The organism is Mycolicibacterium sp. ND9-15 (assembly GCF_035918395.1).
In the GTDB taxonomy this organism is placed as follows: Bacteria; Actinomycetota; Actinomycetes; order Mycobacteriales; family Mycobacteriaceae; genus Mycobacterium.
The window spans coordinates 2,389,062-2,403,792 of sequence record NZ_CP142362.1 but is presented as its reverse complement, the minus strand read 5'-3'; the positions used below and the strand labels follow the sequence as shown (position 1 = coordinate 2,403,792).

Below are 14,731 nucleotides of genomic sequence, written 5' to 3'. Positions count from 1 at the left end.
ACGGGTCTCCTTGGTCTCTTGCCGGGGAAGGCTGGCTAGGCGGCGGATACCGCCCGCAAATCTGGTTCCATCCTAGCGGCAGAGCCTCACAGCACCGACTCTGAGGCGGCGTTTCTACACACCTATTTGCGCCGCCTGTGGAATTTCTCGCTCTAAGGTGCCTGAAGACGCTTGAGAGCTAGGATCGCGCCGTCCTCGCGGCTTTCAGCCTACAGCGGCCCTGCTATCCGTACGTGTCGCGCGGACCCCGCCCGGCAATGTGGTAGCGGCCTTTACGCCACGACGGTGCAGCGGGGCCGACGATTCTCAGTGATTTCACGACCCCGTCGCCCACCGCGTCGGCGATCTTGGCGAGCACTTGAGCCTGCACCATCCGCAGTTGCGTGGCCCATGCGGTCGACTCCGCCGAGATGGTCAGCACACCGTCGCTCAACGCGGTAGGGGTCGCGTGGGCCGCGATCCCCTCGCCGACGACCCCGGCCCAGCGGCCGAATACGGCCCCCTCGGCGACCCGTGCAGACCACCCGCGGCTGCGAGCCAGTTCACTGGCCGCTGACCCGATGGGTTGGGGATCTCGCGAGTCCGGACCCGGGCCCGACCACCGTCGGCGACGGTTGCCGGCGATCCGGTGCGGCGCCGGCCCGCGGCCGCGGCCGACATCCTTGCCTTGGCTGCGCGCCGCGCCGCGCGCCTCCTCGAGCGTGCGCCGCACCAGGTCCATCCCGCGCAGGTTCGCCAGGTGCTTGGGCGGCCCCGGATCGCCACCGGCCGACGTCATGACTCCACCACCGAAATCCGGCCCGTATCCTCGTCTCGCATCGTCACCCCGATCCTGCGTGCATCCCAGTCGCCGGGAATATCCTCCGGCACCGCCGCGGTCACCAAAACCTGCTCGGCCGAGGCCGCCACGGTGGCCAGCGCCTGCCTACGGGCGTTGTCCAGCTCGGCGAACACATCGTCGAGCAACAGCACCGGATCACCGAAACCGTCCGCGCGCAGCAGCTCATAGGCCGCCAACCTGAGCGACAATGCCAACGACCACGATTCACCGTGGCTGGCAAAGCCTTTCGCGATCTGGTCACCGAGCCGCAATTCGAGGTCGTCGCGGTGTGGGCCCACCAGACAGACCCCGCGTTCGAGTTCGGCATCGCGCCGGCGGGCCAGCGCATCGAGCAGCGCCGTCTCGAACAGTTCCGCGTCAGCACTTCCCGCCGCCGCCTCGGTCTCCACCACGTCCACACCGCTTCGGTATCGGATCGCCGCGGGCCGCGACGAAGGGGCCAACAGTTGATATGCCTTCTCGACCTCGGGTGCCAGCTGGTTGACGAGGTCTACCCGCGCCGCGATGAGCCGCGCTCCCTTTTCGGCCAGGTGCCCGTCCCAGACGTCGAGCGTGTCGAAAACGCTGCGGTCGCCACGGAATCGCGCGCCAGCGGCGGTTTTCAGCAGCGCGGTCCGCTGACGCAGCACCTTGTCGTAGTCGGCGCGGAGGGCGGCCACCTGGGGGCGACGGGTGGTCGCCAGATCGTCCAGATAGCGACGACGTTCACCGGGATCCCCGCGGACGAGCGCCAGATCCTCTGGAGCGAACAGGACCGCCCGCAGCACCCCGAGGATCTCCCGCGCGGTACGCACAGGGGAGCGGTTGAGCCGCGCCTTGTTGGCGCGTCCCGCGGTGATCTCCAGGTCCACCGCAAGTTCGCGGCCTTCGTTGACCACGATCGTCGAGACCACCGCACGTTCGGCGCCGGTCCTGACCAGCGGCGCGTCGCCGGCCACCCGGTGCGAACCGAGTGTCGCCGAATACCACAGTGCCTCAACAATATTGGTCTTACCGAACCCGTTTGGGCCGACGAACACGGTGCGGCCCGGCTCGAGGTCCAGCTCGACGCGTGACCATGAGCGGAAGTCGGTCAGCCCGAGGCGTCGGACATACACTGCCTAGCCGCCTACCCGGACTCGCTGATCCGTTTGACCGCGTGTCCACCGAACTGATTGCGCAGCGCGGAGACCGCCTTCATGGCGGGCGAATCCTCCTGACGCGAGGCGAACCGTGCGAACAGCGACGCCGCGATCACGGGCATGGGGACCCGATGGCTGATGGCCTCCTCGACCGTCCATCGACCTTCGCCCGAATCCTCGGTGTAACCACTGATTTCGACGAACTCCGGGTCTTCCTTCAAGGCCTTGGCGAGCAGCTGCTGCAGCCAGGACCGCACCACCGTGCCGTTGGTCCAGGCCTGGATGACGGCCTGGGTGTCGGTGATGAGCTCTTCGGCCGCCAGCAATTCATATCCCTCGGCGTAGGCCATCATCAGCCCGTACTCGATACCGTTGTGCACCATCTTGGCGTAATGCCCCGCGCCCACCGGACCGGCGTGCACGAACCCGTCTTCGCGGGGTCCGGGGGGCCGCAACGCGTCGAAGATCGGCATCGCCCGGGCGATGTCGGCGTCGCTGCCGCCAACCATCAGACCGTAGCCCTCGTTCAATCCCCAGACACCGCCGGAGACACCGGCGTCGATGAACGCAATGCCCTTGCCGGCAAGCAATTTCGCGTGGGGCCCGTCTTCGGTGAAGCGGGAGTTACCACCGTCGATCACAAGATCTCCCTCACCGAGCTCACCAGCCAGGGAAAGGATCGTGTCGTGGGTGATCGGTCCCGACGGCACCATCACCCACACCACCCGCGGTGCCTCCAACGCAGCAGCCAACGCCGCCAGCGTCGGCACATCGGTCACTTCCGGTCGCGGGTCGTAGCCGACGACTTCATGACCGCTGCCACGCAGGCGCTCGCGCATGTTGAAGCCCATTTTTCCCAGCCCGACCAGACCGAGTTGCATATGCGCCCCTTCCGTGGCGTCCGGCCGTCAGCCTGGAAGCCGCACTGGCATCAACAGGTAGACGTAGTCGCTTTGCTGCGCGGGGAACGGCCCTGCCGCGCCGACATCGCCGTCATCGTCTCTGGCCGCCCGCAACACCGCGGGGCGGCTGGGCACCGTGAAACCGAAAGTCACCCGCTCGGAATGCAATGAACTCAGGCCGTCCGTCAGGTACGTGGGGTTGAACGCGATGGTCAGCGGTTCACCGGCGAACTGCACGGGTAGGTCCTCTTCGGCGCTCCCGACGTCGTCGGCGCCAGCGGAGAGGTGCAGCGAGTCCTCGGTGAACTCCATCCGCACCTGGGCGCCGCGGTCTGCGACCAGAGCCACACGCTTGATGGCGTCGGTGAGTTCGCCGACGCCCATCGTGGCCGTCGCGGTGTGCTCGGTGGGCAGCAGCTGCCGATACTTCGGGAATTCCGCATCGAGCAGCCTGGTGGTGCTGCGCTTGCCACCGCTGCTGATCCCGAGCAGACCCTCCTTGCCGACCGCTGGTCCGGCACCCAACGCCAGATGCACATCCCCTCCGTCGGAGCCGGCTTTCGCGGCCTCCGACAGCGTCTTGGCCGGCACCAGCACTGCGGATTCGATGTCGGCACCGAGCGTCGACCACGTCAGCTCGCGCACTGCCAACCGGAACCGGTCGGTAGCCGCCAAAACGACCTTCTCCCCGGCGATCTCGACACGGATACCGGTCAGCATCGGCAGCGTGTCATCGCGGCCGGCGGCGATGGCGACCTGGCCGATCGCTTCGGTGAACAAGTCTGCGGAGATGACACCGGTCTCTTCGGGTAAGGCGGGCAGCGTGGGATAGTCCTCGACGGCCATCGTCGGCAGCGAAAAGCGCGAGCTGCCGCAGGTCAAAGACACGCGGGTGCCCTCGACGCCCACGTCGATCGGCTTGGCGGGCAACGCCCGGGTGATGTCGGACAGCAGCCGGCCGGACACCAAAACGCTGCCCGGTGAGGCGATCTCGGCGGGCACCCGCACCTCGGAAGACAACTCGTAGTCGAATCCCGAGATCGTCAGCCCGTCATCGGAACCGGTGAGCAACACACCGGCGAGGACCGGGACCATCGGCCTGGTGGGCAGATTGCGGGCCACCCACGCCACGGCGTCGGCGAAGTCTTCTCGCACCAGGCGGAACTTCAGATCGGTGACACCAACCGTTGTCGTCGCCACGTCCATAGGGTCCCTTCGATCACTAAACGACAAGCATTCAGCAGCGGTTTCGCGGTGTCTCACCACACGTCTGACCGATGCGTCCCCGACGACCGTAACGGCTGTCGCTGAATCACCGTAGAGCTTTCCGCCCCAACTTGAAAGCTAATCGATCGGGCCGACATCGACGGCGCTCGGCGACTTCGGGCCTGCCCGGTTGGGTGGTTTCACAGCCGTCTGCTTTGAAGAAGATTCTTCGAAGATATACAAGCAACAGTATTAGGGGCTGTGGATGCTGGGGATGAACCCATGTCGATCCTGCATAACGGCGGCGCGCCGAGGTGCGGCAGCTGTGGATGAATCCCCGGCGGCATGGGACAGATTGTGGATATGCCGCCGGTTGGGTAGCAGTCAACAGGTAATCGGCCGATTGGTCCCAAGTTCTCCACACCGATGTGCACAGGCTGGTGATGTGGCAGATGGTGCCGGCGGTACAGAAGAATTCGTCAAAATTTCGTGGGCAGACGCGAACAACGGCGCTACTGGTCGCGCGGCGAAGCGTCGGACGGGGGAGTGGGACGGGCGAATCAGCGCTTGGAGCGCTGACGGATTCGCGTGGTGAGTTCCTTGACGTGATCGAAGACCTCACGCCGCTCGGCCATTTCGCCGCGGATCTTCTTCTCGGCGTACATCACGGTGGTGTGGTCGCGTCCGAACGCCTGGCCGATCTTCGGCAGGGACAGATCGGTCAACTCCCGGCAGAGATACATGGCGATCTGGCGGGACTGCGCGAGTGCGCGGGTCTTGCCGGGGCCACGCAGTTCCTCGACCGTGGTCTCGAAATACTCCGCGGTGGCCGCCATGATCGCCGCGGTGCTGATCTGCATGGTGCTGGCGTCGGAGATCAAGTCACGCAACACGATCTCGGCCAGGGACTTGTCGATCGTCGTCTTGTTCAGCGATGCGAACGCGGTGACGCGGATGAGCGCGCCCTCGAGTTCGCGGATGTTGCGCTCGATGCTGCTGGCGATGAGCTCGAGGACGTCGTCGGGCACGTCGAGACGGTCCATCTGCGCCTTCTTGCGCAGAATCGCGATTCGCGTCTCCAACTCGGGCGGCTGGACGTCGGTGATCAGCCCCCACTCGAACCGGGTCCGGAGCCGGTCTTCGAGGGTGGCCAGCTGTTTGGGGGGCCGGTCCGACGAAATGACGATCTGCTTGTTGGCGTTGTGCAGCGTGTTGAAGGTATGGAAGAACTCCTCCTGAATGCCTTCCTTGCCCTCGATGAACTGGATGTCGTCGACCAGCAGCACGTCGATGTCGCGGTAACTGCGCTTGAACGAGGCCTTGCGGTCGTCGCGCAGCGAGTTGATGAAGTCGTTGGTGAACTCCTCGGTCGAGACATATTTGACGCGCATGCCGGGAAACAGTCGCTGCGCGTAGTTGCCCGCCGCGTGCAAGAGGTGGGTTTTTCCGAGCCCGGATTCGCCCCAGATGAACAGGGGGTTGTACGCGCGCGCCGGCGCCTCGGCGATCGCCAGCGTGGCGGCATGGGCAAACCGGTTCGACGCGCCGATGACGAACGTGTCGAACGTGTAGCGACGGTTGAGGTTGACGGCGGTCGGGTCGTCGGTCAACGTGTTCGGCACCCGGCTGGTGAAATACGTCGGCCAGCTCTCTTCGGCGCTGACGCGCGCTTCGAGGTCCTCGTCGACTTCGTCGGATTCGATCACCGCGGACAGTCCGTTGAGCGGGGCGTCGGTGTCGTCGGGACCGGGGTCGGCGATGCGCACACCGAGTTCGACGCGCTGGCCGAGCTGACGGCTCAACGCACTGATGATCGGCTCCCGGAGGTGGCGCTCGATCTCGTTCTGGACGAATGGCGTGGGAACCGACAGCAGGGCAAAGCCTTCTGTGATGACGAGTGGTTTGACCAGCTTCAACCAGGCTCTTTGCTGTGGCGTGAGGGCCGGGCCGGTGACGTCGTCGCCCGTTGCCGTGGGACCCCCGTTGAGTTCGGCGACCACCGTGTTCCACACGGCGACGAACGGGGGATCGAGGTCAGCTGTCAACGACGACTACCCCCTTGCGGCCGACTCACAGACGACCAAATGAACGATGGCGATCTGTCCACAAAGTTATCCACAGGCTGTGGAGACAGGACAGTCGTCGTCGTTCCGTTGTCTACCGGCGGGGAGGCCGCGGGCCGGGGCACATCACGGTGGTGAGGCATCCTGTGGGCTCACGACTAGTCGGGCATCCTCGCTTCGTTGTCCGTCGCCGTTTCGTTATCGAACGGCATTGGCAGAAGCTAACAGTTTTCTTCGCGGGTGCCAACCGTTCGGCAAGATTGTGTGGACGGATATTTTCCCGTCGCGCGCATCGGTGACGGGTGTTGCAAATGTGGCTGACCGCAGGGTCATTCGGCAAGGTTTGACCCAGCGAAATCTCGTCAGTACCCTCGAACAGTCGCCCGTACGAGGCGATACGGCTGCGACCCAGCACTAACTGGGGACCGCGCCGGCTAGCAAGACGGACGAGCTTACCAACGGCAACCGCGTCCAAACCGATGTCGTACGGCCTCGGTGAGGGCTGTGGGTGCCAGACGCAACAAGGAGAGACAGCCGTGGCCAAGGGCAAGCGGACCTTCCAGCCGAACAACCGGCGCCGCGCGCGCGTGCATGGTTTCCGGCTGCGGATGCGGACTCGGGCCGGCCGGGCGATCGTCGCAAACCGACGCGGCAAGGGCCGGCGCAAACTCACCGCGTGATTCCCACGTGACTTCAAGCGGGAGTTGACGCTGGTGCTTCCGGCGCGGAACCGCATGACGCGGTCGACGGAGTTCGGGACCACGGTCAGCCGAGGGATACGCGCGGTGCAGCCCGATCTCGTCGTGCACGCGCTGCGAAGCGACGCGGCGGCAGAGCCCGGGCCACGAATCGGACTGGTGGTGTCGAAAGCGGTCGGCAACGCGGTGCAACGGCATCGGGTGGCTCGGCGGCTGCGTCACGTCGCGCGCACGGTCCTCGATGAACTGGACCCGGCGGACCGGGTGGTGATCCGCGCGCTGCCCAGCAGTCGGCACGCGATCTCGGCGCGGCTCGAACAAGAGTTGCGGACCGCTCTGCGGCGGACGCGACCCAAGCCCGAGGACCTCCGATGAAGATCTCGATGGGGAGGGCGGGCCCATGGGTGGTCCGCGCGGTCATCTACGTGATCCAGCTGTACCGGCACACGATCTCACCGCTGCGGCTGCCGACGTGCCGGTTCACTCCGACCTGCAGCCAGTACGCGGTGGACGCGCTGAGTGAGTTCGGTCTGCTGCGCGGCGGCTGGCTCGCGACGGTACGGCTGCTGAAGTGCGGGCCGTGGCATAGGGGAGGATGGGACCCGATACCGGAACGTCCGACATCCAAATGCGAAGGTGACGCGCAGGCGTCGTGTGCGCCCGCGGGCGAGTCCTCGGAGGATCGGGACACCGCCGCCGACGGCAACGGCGGCGGCCCAGCATTGCGAGCAGGAAGCGAGACGCGTGTTTAACTGGTTCAGCCTGGACATCATCTACTACCCGGTGTCGGCGATCATGTGGGTCTGGTACAAGCTGTTCGCTTTCCTGCTCGGCCCGTCCAACTTCTTCGCCTGGGCGCTCTCGGTGATGTTTCTGGTGTTCACCCTGCGAGCGATCCTCTACAAACCGTTCGTCAAGCAGATTCGCACGACGCGCCAGATGCAGGAGTTGCAGCCCCAGATCAAGGCGCTGCAGAAGAAGTACGGCAAGGATCGCCAGCGGATGGCGCTGGAGATGCAGAAGTTGCAGCGCGAGCACGGATTCAACCCGATCCTGGGCTGTCTGCCGATGCTCGCCCAGGTTCCGGTGTTCCTCGGCCTGTTCCACGTGCTGCGCTCGTTCAACCGGACGCAGGGCGGCTTCGGTCAGATCCAGCTCTCCGTGGAGCAGAACCGGGCTACCGGCAACTACGTGTTCAGCCCGAGCGACGTCGCCAACTTCCTGGATGCGCACCTGTTCGGAGCACCGTTGGGCGCCACCATGATTCAGCAGCACGGGCTGGATGCCTTCACCGTGTTCAACCGCGCCGCCGTCATCGGGGTCGGCGTGCCGATCATGATCCTGGCCGGCATCGCGACGTACTTCAACAGCCGGGCCTCGGTCGCGCGGCAGAGTCCCGAGGCCGCCGCCAATCCGCAGACCGCGATGATGAACAAGCTGGCGCTGTACGTGTTCCCGCTCGGCGTGGTCGTCGGCGGGCCGTTCCTGCCGCTGGCCATCATCATGTACTGGCTCGCCAACAACATCTGGACCTTCGGCCAACAGCACTACGTGTTCGGCAAGATCGAAAAGGAAGAAGAGGCCAAGAAGGTCGAAGCGCAGGAGCGGCAGGCCAAGAACGCGCCGCCGCCGGGCGCCAAGCCGAACCGCACCCGCAAGGGCCAGGCCGAAAAGGCACCGGAGTCGGTGGCCGAAGAGGACACCGGCAGCGGCGAGTCCGCGTCGGAGAACAGCGCCGCCGAGAAGAAGCCAACGAGTAAGAGCCCGGGCAAGACGGTGACCGGAGCGAGCAACCGCACGCCGCGCCCCGGCGCCAGTCCGCGCCCGGGGGCGCGGCCGAAGAAGCGTAAGCGTTGACCGGGCTGCACCGGTGAAATGAGGGAGAGACGATATGACAGACGCCGATACGACCGCGCGCGACGACGTGATGGAGGAGAGGGACGCGGCCACGCCGGTCGCCGAGGATGACCTTGAGGAGAGGTTGGTAGCCGAGGGCGAGATCGCAGGCGACTACCTCGAGGAGTTGTTGGACCTGCTCGACTTCGACGGTGACATCGACCTCGACGTCGAGGGCGACCGCGCGGTCGTCAGCATCGACGGCGGCGATGACCTGAACAAGTTGGTGGGCCGCAAGGGCGAGGTGCTCGACGCCTTGCAGGAACTGACTCGGCTGGCCGTGCATCAGAAGACGGGGGAGCGCAGCCGCCTGATGCTCGATATCGCGCGCTGGCGGCGCCGGCGGCGCGATGAGTTGGCCGCGCTCGGCGCGAAGGTCGCGAGGCGGGTGCTGGAGACCGGCGAACGCGAAGAGCTTGCCCCGATGACGCCGTTCGAGCGCAAAATCGTGCACGACGCGGTGGCGGGCATCGACGGGGTTCACAGCGAGAGCGAGGGCGCCGAGCCGTCGCGGCGCGTGGTTGTGCTCGCCGACTGACCAGAGTTACACGCATGTAGTTCCTAGCGCGATCCGGAGGATGTTTCACGTGAAACATGGCGAGGTGTCGGCACCGCCGGAAGCGGCCGGCACCTTGTTCGGGGAGCGCCTGGAGGAGGCGGAAGTCTATGCCGCCGTCCTCGCGGGGGCGGGGGTGGAGCGAGGCCTCATCGGGCCGCGCGAGGTCGATCGGCTCTGGGACCGGCACATCCTCAACAGCGCGGCGGTGGCCGAGCTCATCGGTCCGGGATCCCAAGTGGCCGACATTGGTAGTGGCGCGGGCCTACCCGGGATACCGTTGGCGTTGGCCCGCCCAGATGTTCATGTCACGTTGATCGAGCCGCTCCTGCGCCGCAGCGAGTTTCTGCGAGAAGTGGTGGCGGAACTCGGTCTGCGAGTGACGGTGGTGCGCGGGCGAGCCGAAGAGCCCGGGGTGAGGAAACAGGTGGGGGAGCAGGACGTGGTGGTGTCCAGGGCGGTGGCTGCCCTGGACAAGGTCGCTCGATGGAGCATGCCACTGCTGCGCATGAATGGCCACATGCTCGCGATGAAAGGCGAGCGCGCCGAAGAGGAGATCCGCGACCATCGGCGTGTGATGGCGTCGCTCGGTGCGGCCGATGTAAGGGTAATGAGGTGTGGCGCGAACTACTTGGATCGACCCGCGACCGTCGTCATGGCACGGCGGGGGACCGCGGTAGCGCACCGGCCAACGGGCAGGAGACGGGGATGACTTCGCCGGTGCACGACGGGGGCCGATCCGCGGATGCGGCATCGAGCGCACCCGGCAATGTTTCACGTGAAACCGGGGAGACCCATGTTTCACGTGAAACATGGGCGCAGGACCCGGCGCCCGCCGAATGGGCCGATCCCGTCGGCATCGACACCCCGATAGGGGCGGAGGCCGAACGAGCCGTGCGACTGCTGCATGCGGCGTCGAAGGGCAGCCTTCCGCGCCCCGACCGGCAGCGCGTCTTCACGATCGCGAACCAAAAGGGCGGTGTCGGCAAGACGACGACGGCCGTCAACATCGCGGCCGCACTCGCCTTGCAGGGGCTGCAGACGCTCGTCATCGATCTGGACCCGCAGGGTAACGCGAGCACGGCGCTGGGGATCGAGCATCGCCCCGGGACGCCGTCGTCGTACGAGGTGCTGATCGGAGAGATGCCGCTCAGCGACGCCCTGCAGCGCAGCCCGCACAGCGAACGCCTCTACTGCGTGCCCGCGACCATCGACCTGGCCGGCGCCGAGATCGAGTTGGTGAGCATGGTCGCCCGTGAGGGCCGGCTGCGCGCCGCGCTGGCGTCGCTGACCGACTACAACTTCGACTACGTGTTCATCGACTGCCCACCGTCGCTCGGCTTGCTGACGATCAACGCATTCGTCGCGGCGCCCGAGGTGCTGATCCCGATCCAGTGCGAGTACTACGCGCTTGAAGGCGTGGGCCAGTTGATGCGCACGATCGAGATGGTCAAGGCGCACCTCAATCCGCAGCTCGACGTGACCACGGTGATCCTCACGATGTATGACGGACGCACCAAGCTCGCGGACCAGGTGGCCTCCGACGTACGAGCCCACTTCGGCGACAAGGTTCTCCGGACCGTCATCCCGCGCAGCGTCAAGGTGTCCGAGGCACCCGGTTACGGAATGACGATCCTCGATTACGACCCCGGGTCGCGGGGGGCGATGAGCTACCTGGATGCGAGCCGCGAGATCGCCCGGCGCGGCCAGAACGTAGGCCACCGATGAGCGCTTGCGCGAAGAGGAGAAAGTACCGATGAGCGCTTGCGCGAAGAGGAGAATTTGATGAGCCAACCGACACGCAAGCGCAGCGGCCTCGGCCGGGGCCTCGCCTCGCTGATCCCGACCGGGCCCGCGGACGGAGAGCAATCCGCCCTCGGCCCCCGGATGGGCGACGCGGCCGCCGATGTCGTGATCGGTGGACCATCGAACGGCAACACGGCCCACGACGTCGGCGCAATTTACCGCGAGATCGATCTGGCGTCGATCGAGGCGAACCCGCGGCAGCCGCGCCAGGTCTTCGACGAGGAGGCCCTCGCCGAACTCGTGCACTCGATCCGCGAGTTCGGGCTGATGCAACCGATCGTCGTGCGGGCGTTGCCGGCCGGCGAGCCGGGCAGCCCTCGCTTCCAGCTCGTGATGGGGGAGAGGCGCTGGCGTGCCGCCCAGCAAGCCGGACTCGCCACCATCCCGGCGATCGTGCGGGAGACCACCGACGACAGCATGCTGCGCGATGCGCTGCTGGAGAACATCCATCGCGTACAACTGAACCCGTTGGAGGAGGCGGCCGCGTATCAACAGTTGCTCGACGAGTTCGAAGTGACCCACGATGAACTCGCCGCTCGGATCGGCCGGTCGCGCCCGGTGATCACGAACATGATCCGACTGCTGCGGTTGCCCATTGCGGTGCAGCGGCGAGTTGCAGCGGGCGTGCTGTCGGCCGGCCACGCGCGTGCCTTGCTGTCGCTCGAGGGCGGGCCGGAGCAGCAGGAGCAACTGGCCGCGCGGATCGTCGCCGAGGGACTATCCGTGCGGGCGACCGAGGAAGCGGTCACGTTGGCGAACCGGGCGGGCCCAACTGCCCCGTCGGCGCCGAAGCGCAAGCCCATCCACATGCCGGGGCTGCAGGATGTTGCCGAGCGGCTGTCCACCGCCTTCGATACGCGGGTCACGGTCAGCCTCGGCAAACGCAAGGGCAAGATCGTCGTCGAGTTCGGGTCGGTCGACGACCTGCAACGCATAGTCGAACTGATGAGCGCGTCCGACCACACCGGGTAATTACGTCACTGTGACACAAACCCGGTCGACGGCGGCGCAGCTTCTCGTTTGAAGGAAACGGCCTGTGAGACAACATGTTTCGGGTGTACACGTGACAGCCCCGCGAATCGAAGGGCCGACGCGGCGGGACCCTTCTATCCTGGAGTGGCAGCTGTGCAAGTCCGCACCGCGTAGGACCCGGGGAGTTTAGTGTCGGCACGCGTCACGCCTCTACGGCTCGAAGCGTTCGAGCAGTTGCCCAAGCATGCCCGTCGCTGCGTGTACTGGGAGGTCGATCCGATGACCCTCGGGCGAGGCGCGGGTGCCGCGACGCCCGGGGTCGACGACCACCTGTCCGACCCCGAATTCGAGAAGGAAGCGTGGCTGTCGATGGTCATGCTCGAGTGGGGATCGTGTGGACAGGTCGCGGTGCAGTGCAGTGACGAGCAGACAGACGACGGGCCGGCCCCGTTGCGCGGGGACGAGCCCTGTCTGGGCTATGCGTTCTATGCGCCGCCAGGCGCCGTGCCGCGGGCACGTAGTTTCCCGACCGCACCCGTCAGCGCCGACGCGGTATTGCTCACCTCGCTGGGCATCGAGCCCGGCGAGGATGCCGACGGGGTGTCGCGCATGCTGATCGGTGCCGTGGTCGGTGATCTGGTCCGCCGAGGCGCGCGGGCGCTCGAAGCGTTCGCCCACACCGCCGAGGTCGGGAAGTTACTCGAACCGCGGGTGGTGACGCCGGCGCTGCGACCCGTTCTCGAGGTGCTCGGCGACTGCTCGGTCGAGCAATGCGTCCTCGACGTCGACCTATTGCTGGACGCGGGTTTCGTGGTGGTCGCCCAACACCGGTACTTCCCCCGGCTGCGACTGGAGTTAGAACAGGGGTTGGGCTGGAAGGCCGATGTCGAGGCGGCGTTGGAGCGGCTGTTCGAGTTCGCGCAGCTGCGCCAGCCGGTCGGGGCGGGTGCGGGTTCGTCCGGGTCGACCGCGGTCGACGGCTAGGACGGGCTGACGCGGCCGGCTTGTTCGACCGAGAGTTCGTGTGCCAGCAGTTCGGCGAACGTGAATGTGCCTGTGGGACGGTCATTCTTGCCGAGCAGGTAGAGCCGCTTCACCGCGGCGAGCATCCCCTCGGCGATCGAATCGCGAGCCTGCATCGACACCAGCATGGCGCCGTCGTACGGGTTGGTGATGTAGCCGACGTCGACCTGCACCGTGGGCATCCGGGTCAGGCGCAGCAGGTCCCACGTCCGGCCATGGGTACGGCAGTCGCGTAACCCGGTGCGGGCCACCACTTCTCGCTGAACGAAATCAGCCAGGTTGCGTCCGATGGTGGACACCGACCCGTGGGAGTTGCCGAAATAGAACGATGCGACACCGTTTGCGGCCGGACTCGGCTGGGTGGCGCAGCGCAGGCTGATCATCAGGTCTGCGCCGACGGCGTTGGCGGTCGCAGCGCGTTCGGCGTCCGACGGCGCGCGGTTGGCCGGGCGCGACAGAAAGGTCTCCATACCGATGGCGGTCATTCGGCCTTCGAGCCGACTGGCCAGGTCCCACAGGATGTCTGACTCGCTTATCGGACCGGCCGGACCCTGCATGATCTGACCGGGGTCGTCACCGCCGCGGCCCGGGTCGATGATGATGCGCTTACCGGACAGTCGGGGACCGGAGCGGCGGACCAACTCCTCCTCGCGGATCGCGTGCGGCGAACCGCCGGTGACGCGGGAACCCAGGAAGTACAAAGAGCGCAACGTTTCCGGGCCACAGATGCCGTCGGGATACAGGCCGTACTCGCGCTGGTACGACATCAACGCATTGTGTGTGGTGAGGCCGAAGTGCCCGTCGACCAGGCCGGTGTAGAAACCGAGGTCCTGCAACCGGGCCTGCAGCGTCGCGACGTCGTCGCCGAACATCGGGGCGCCGAACTGGTGGCTGAGAGTGCGTGCACCGAGACGATACGACGCCTCTTTCAGTGCCCGGTAAGTCGCTTCGCCGACGATCCCGTCCACCAGCAGGCCGCGATGCTGCTGGAAGGCGCGCACCGCCTGGTCGAGTCCCGCGTCGAACATGTCCACCGCCACCTGCCTGCCGGTGGTGATCTCCTCGTCGGAGTTGTCGAGCATGCCCAGCGCCGTCAGTGCAGCCCTGATCTCGGTGACCGCGGCCCCGCGGTCACCGCGACGCAGACTGGACATATGCGGCCCTTCGGTCACGGTTGTCAGCTGCGCAACGGCGCTGACGAGGTTGACGTGCTAGGCACGATTGTCGCAGATGCTTCGCCGATTCAAGAAAACCCCAGGCTGGTGTCTGCGCCGCGGATTGGCCGAATCAGGCCACGGTCAGAGCACGTCGCTGAGCTCGCGCAGGAGCGCAGCCTTGCCTTTCGCGCCAACGATCCGCTTCACCGGCGAACCATCCTTGAAAACGATGAGCGTCGGGATCGACACCACCTGGAAATCGCGCGCGGTGGCGGGGTTGGCGTCGACGTCGAGTTTGGCGACCGTCAATGCGCCGGCCTTCTCGGTGGCGATCTCCTCGAGCACCGGGGCGATCATCCTGCACGGACCGCACCAGGTGGCCCAGAAGTCCACCAGCACCGGGGTGCTGCTGGACAACACCTTCTGGGAGAACGAGTCGTCGGTCACCGCTACCGTAGAAGATCCAGTGGATCCAGCGCTGTCGGGCATT

The 14,731-nt window shown here is 66.3% G+C and carries 16 protein-coding genes; 9 read left to right on the top strand and 7 right to left on the bottom strand.

Annotated features, from left to right (window positions below):
- Positions 1 to 223: 223 nt before the first annotated feature.
- From QGN32_RS11735 to dnaA, 5 genes are all read right to left on the bottom strand, one after another.
- On the bottom strand, positions 224 to 778 hold the full coding sequence (locus QGN32_RS11735) for a DUF721 family protein (RefSeq protein WP_326548726.1): 555 nt from the start codon (positions 776 to 778) through the stop codon (positions 224 to 226).
- A complete protein-coding gene (gene recF, locus QGN32_RS11730; protein WP_326548725.1) occupies positions 775 to 1,938 on the bottom strand; it encodes a DNA replication/repair protein RecF in 1,164 nt (387 codons plus the stop codon). The genes QGN32_RS11735 and recF overlap by 4 nt, the downstream gene beginning before the upstream one ends.
- An 11-nt stretch (positions 1,939 to 1,949) precedes the next feature.
- Entirely contained in the window at positions 1,950 to 2,843 is an 894-nt protein-coding gene (gene gnd, locus QGN32_RS11725) for a phosphogluconate dehydrogenase (NAD(+)-dependent, decarboxylating) (RefSeq protein WP_326548724.1), read from the bottom strand.
- A gap of 27 nt (positions 2,844 to 2,870) precedes the next feature.
- Positions 2,871 to 4,064 (bottom strand): DNA polymerase III subunit beta, encoded by a 1,194-nt coding sequence (dnaN, locus tag QGN32_RS11720; protein ID WP_326548723.1) that lies wholly within the window; start codon positions 4,062 to 4,064, stop codon positions 2,871 to 2,873.
- 566 nt (positions 4,065 to 4,630) lie between these two features.
- Entirely contained in the window at positions 4,631 to 6,115 is a 1,485-nt protein-coding gene (gene dnaA, locus QGN32_RS11715) for a chromosomal replication initiator protein DnaA (protein WP_326548722.1), read from the bottom strand.
- 554 nt (positions 6,116 to 6,669) lie between these two features.
- Between dnaA and rpmH the strand changes: the two genes are divergently transcribed.
- The 9 genes from rpmH to QGN32_RS11670 all read left to right on the top strand — a co-directional run bounded on the left by rpmH (position 6,670) and on the right by QGN32_RS11670 (position 13,045).
- The gene (rpmH, locus tag QGN32_RS11710) at positions 6,670 to 6,813 is read left to right on the top strand and encodes a 50S ribosomal protein L34 (RefSeq protein ID WP_059165437.1); all 144 of its coding nucleotides are present in this window, start codon (positions 6,670 to 6,672) and stop codon (positions 6,811 to 6,813) included.
- A gap of 33 nt (positions 6,814 to 6,846) precedes the next feature.
- Entirely contained in the window at positions 6,847 to 7,206 is a 360-nt protein-coding gene (rnpA, locus tag QGN32_RS11705; protein WP_326548721.1) for a ribonuclease P protein component, read from the top strand.
- Positions 7,203 to 7,583, top strand: a complete 381-nt coding sequence (gene yidD, locus QGN32_RS11700; RefSeq protein WP_326548720.1) for a membrane protein insertion efficiency factor YidD — start codon at positions 7,203 to 7,205, stop codon at positions 7,581 to 7,583. Before rnpA ends, yidD begins: the two co-directional genes overlap by 4 nt.
- Positions 7,576 to 8,688: a membrane protein insertase YidC gene (yidC, locus tag QGN32_RS11695; protein ID WP_326548719.1), complete on the top strand. Its 1,113-nt coding sequence runs from the start codon at positions 7,576 to 7,578 to the stop codon at positions 8,686 to 8,688. The genes yidD and yidC overlap by 8 nt, the downstream gene beginning before the upstream one ends.
- Positions 8,689 to 8,722: 34 nt before the next feature.
- The gene (locus tag QGN32_RS11690) at positions 8,723 to 9,265 is read left to right on the top strand and encodes a Jag family protein (RefSeq protein WP_326548718.1); all 543 of its coding nucleotides are present in this window, start codon (positions 8,723 to 8,725) and stop codon (positions 9,263 to 9,265) included.
- Between the two features lie 40 nt (positions 9,266 to 9,305).
- Positions 9,306 to 9,995 (top strand): 16S rRNA (guanine(527)-N(7))-methyltransferase RsmG, encoded by a 690-nt coding sequence (gene rsmG, locus QGN32_RS11685; protein WP_326548717.1) that lies wholly within the window; start codon positions 9,306 to 9,308, stop codon positions 9,993 to 9,995.
- Positions 9,992 to 11,011 carry a ParA family protein gene (locus tag QGN32_RS11680; RefSeq protein WP_326548716.1) on the top strand — a complete coding sequence of 340 codons (1,020 nt, stop codon included), beginning with the start codon at positions 9,992 to 9,994 and terminating at the stop codon, positions 11,009 to 11,011. The genes rsmG and QGN32_RS11680 overlap by 4 nt, the downstream gene beginning before the upstream one ends.
- Positions 11,012 to 11,068: 57 nt before the next feature.
- Complete coding sequence (locus QGN32_RS11675; protein ID WP_326548715.1) at positions 11,069 to 12,061, top strand: ParB/RepB/Spo0J family partition protein; 993 nt, start codon at positions 11,069 to 11,071, stop codon at positions 12,059 to 12,061.
- A gap of 189 nt (positions 12,062 to 12,250) precedes the next feature.
- Positions 12,251 to 13,045, top strand: coding sequence for an acetyltransferase (locus tag QGN32_RS11670; protein WP_326548714.1), 795 nt, complete (start codon positions 12,251 to 12,253; stop codon positions 13,043 to 13,045).
- Here QGN32_RS11670 and QGN32_RS11665 read toward each other — a convergent pair.
- Together QGN32_RS11665 and trxA are read right to left on the bottom strand one after the other, a co-directional pair.
- The gene (locus QGN32_RS11665; RefSeq protein WP_326548713.1) at positions 13,042 to 14,238 is read right to left on the bottom strand and encodes an N-acetylmuramoyl-L-alanine amidase; all 1,197 of its coding nucleotides are present in this window, start codon (positions 14,236 to 14,238) and stop codon (positions 13,042 to 13,044) included. The genes QGN32_RS11670 and QGN32_RS11665 overlap by 4 nt on opposite strands.
- A gap of 144 nt (positions 14,239 to 14,382) precedes the next feature.
- The gene (trxA, locus tag QGN32_RS11660) at positions 14,383 to 14,730 is read right to left on the bottom strand and encodes a thioredoxin (protein ID WP_326548712.1); all 348 of its coding nucleotides are present in this window, start codon (positions 14,728 to 14,730) and stop codon (positions 14,383 to 14,385) included.
- Between the last annotated feature and the right edge of the window lies 1 nt (position 14,731).

Bases quoted from the DNA above. Each gene is read 5' to 3' on its own strand.
- QGN32_RS11690 (WP_326548718.1), top strand. From the start codon at position 8,723: ATGACAGACGCCGATACGACCGCGCGCGACGACGTGATGGAGGAGAGG.
- QGN32_RS11680 (WP_326548716.1), top strand. From the start codon at position 9,992: ATGACTTCGCCGGTGCACGACGGGGGCCGATCCGCGGATGCGGCATCG.
- yidD (WP_326548720.1), top strand. From the start codon at position 7,203: ATGAAGATCTCGATGGGGAGGGCGGGCCCATGGGTGGTCCGCGCGGTC.
- trxA (WP_326548712.1), bottom strand. From the start codon at position 14,730: ATGCCCGACAGCGCTGGATCCACTGGATCTTCTACGGTAGCGGTGACC.
- QGN32_RS11675 (WP_326548715.1), top strand. From the start codon at position 11,069: ATGAGCCAACCGACACGCAAGCGCAGCGGCCTCGGCCGGGGCCTCGCC.
- gnd (WP_326548724.1), bottom strand. From the start codon at position 2,843: ATGCAACTCGGTCTGGTCGGGCTGGGAAAAATGGGCTTCAACATGCGC.
- QGN32_RS11735 (WP_326548726.1), bottom strand. From the start codon at position 778: ATGACGTCGGCCGGTGGCGATCCGGGGCCGCCCAAGCACCTGGCGAAC.
- QGN32_RS11665 (WP_326548713.1), bottom strand. From the start codon at position 14,238: ATGTCCAGTCTGCGTCGCGGTGACCGCGGGGCCGCGGTCACCGAGATC.
- rsmG (WP_326548717.1), top strand. From the start codon at position 9,306: ATGTTTCACGTGAAACATGGCGAGGTGTCGGCACCGCCGGAAGCGGCC.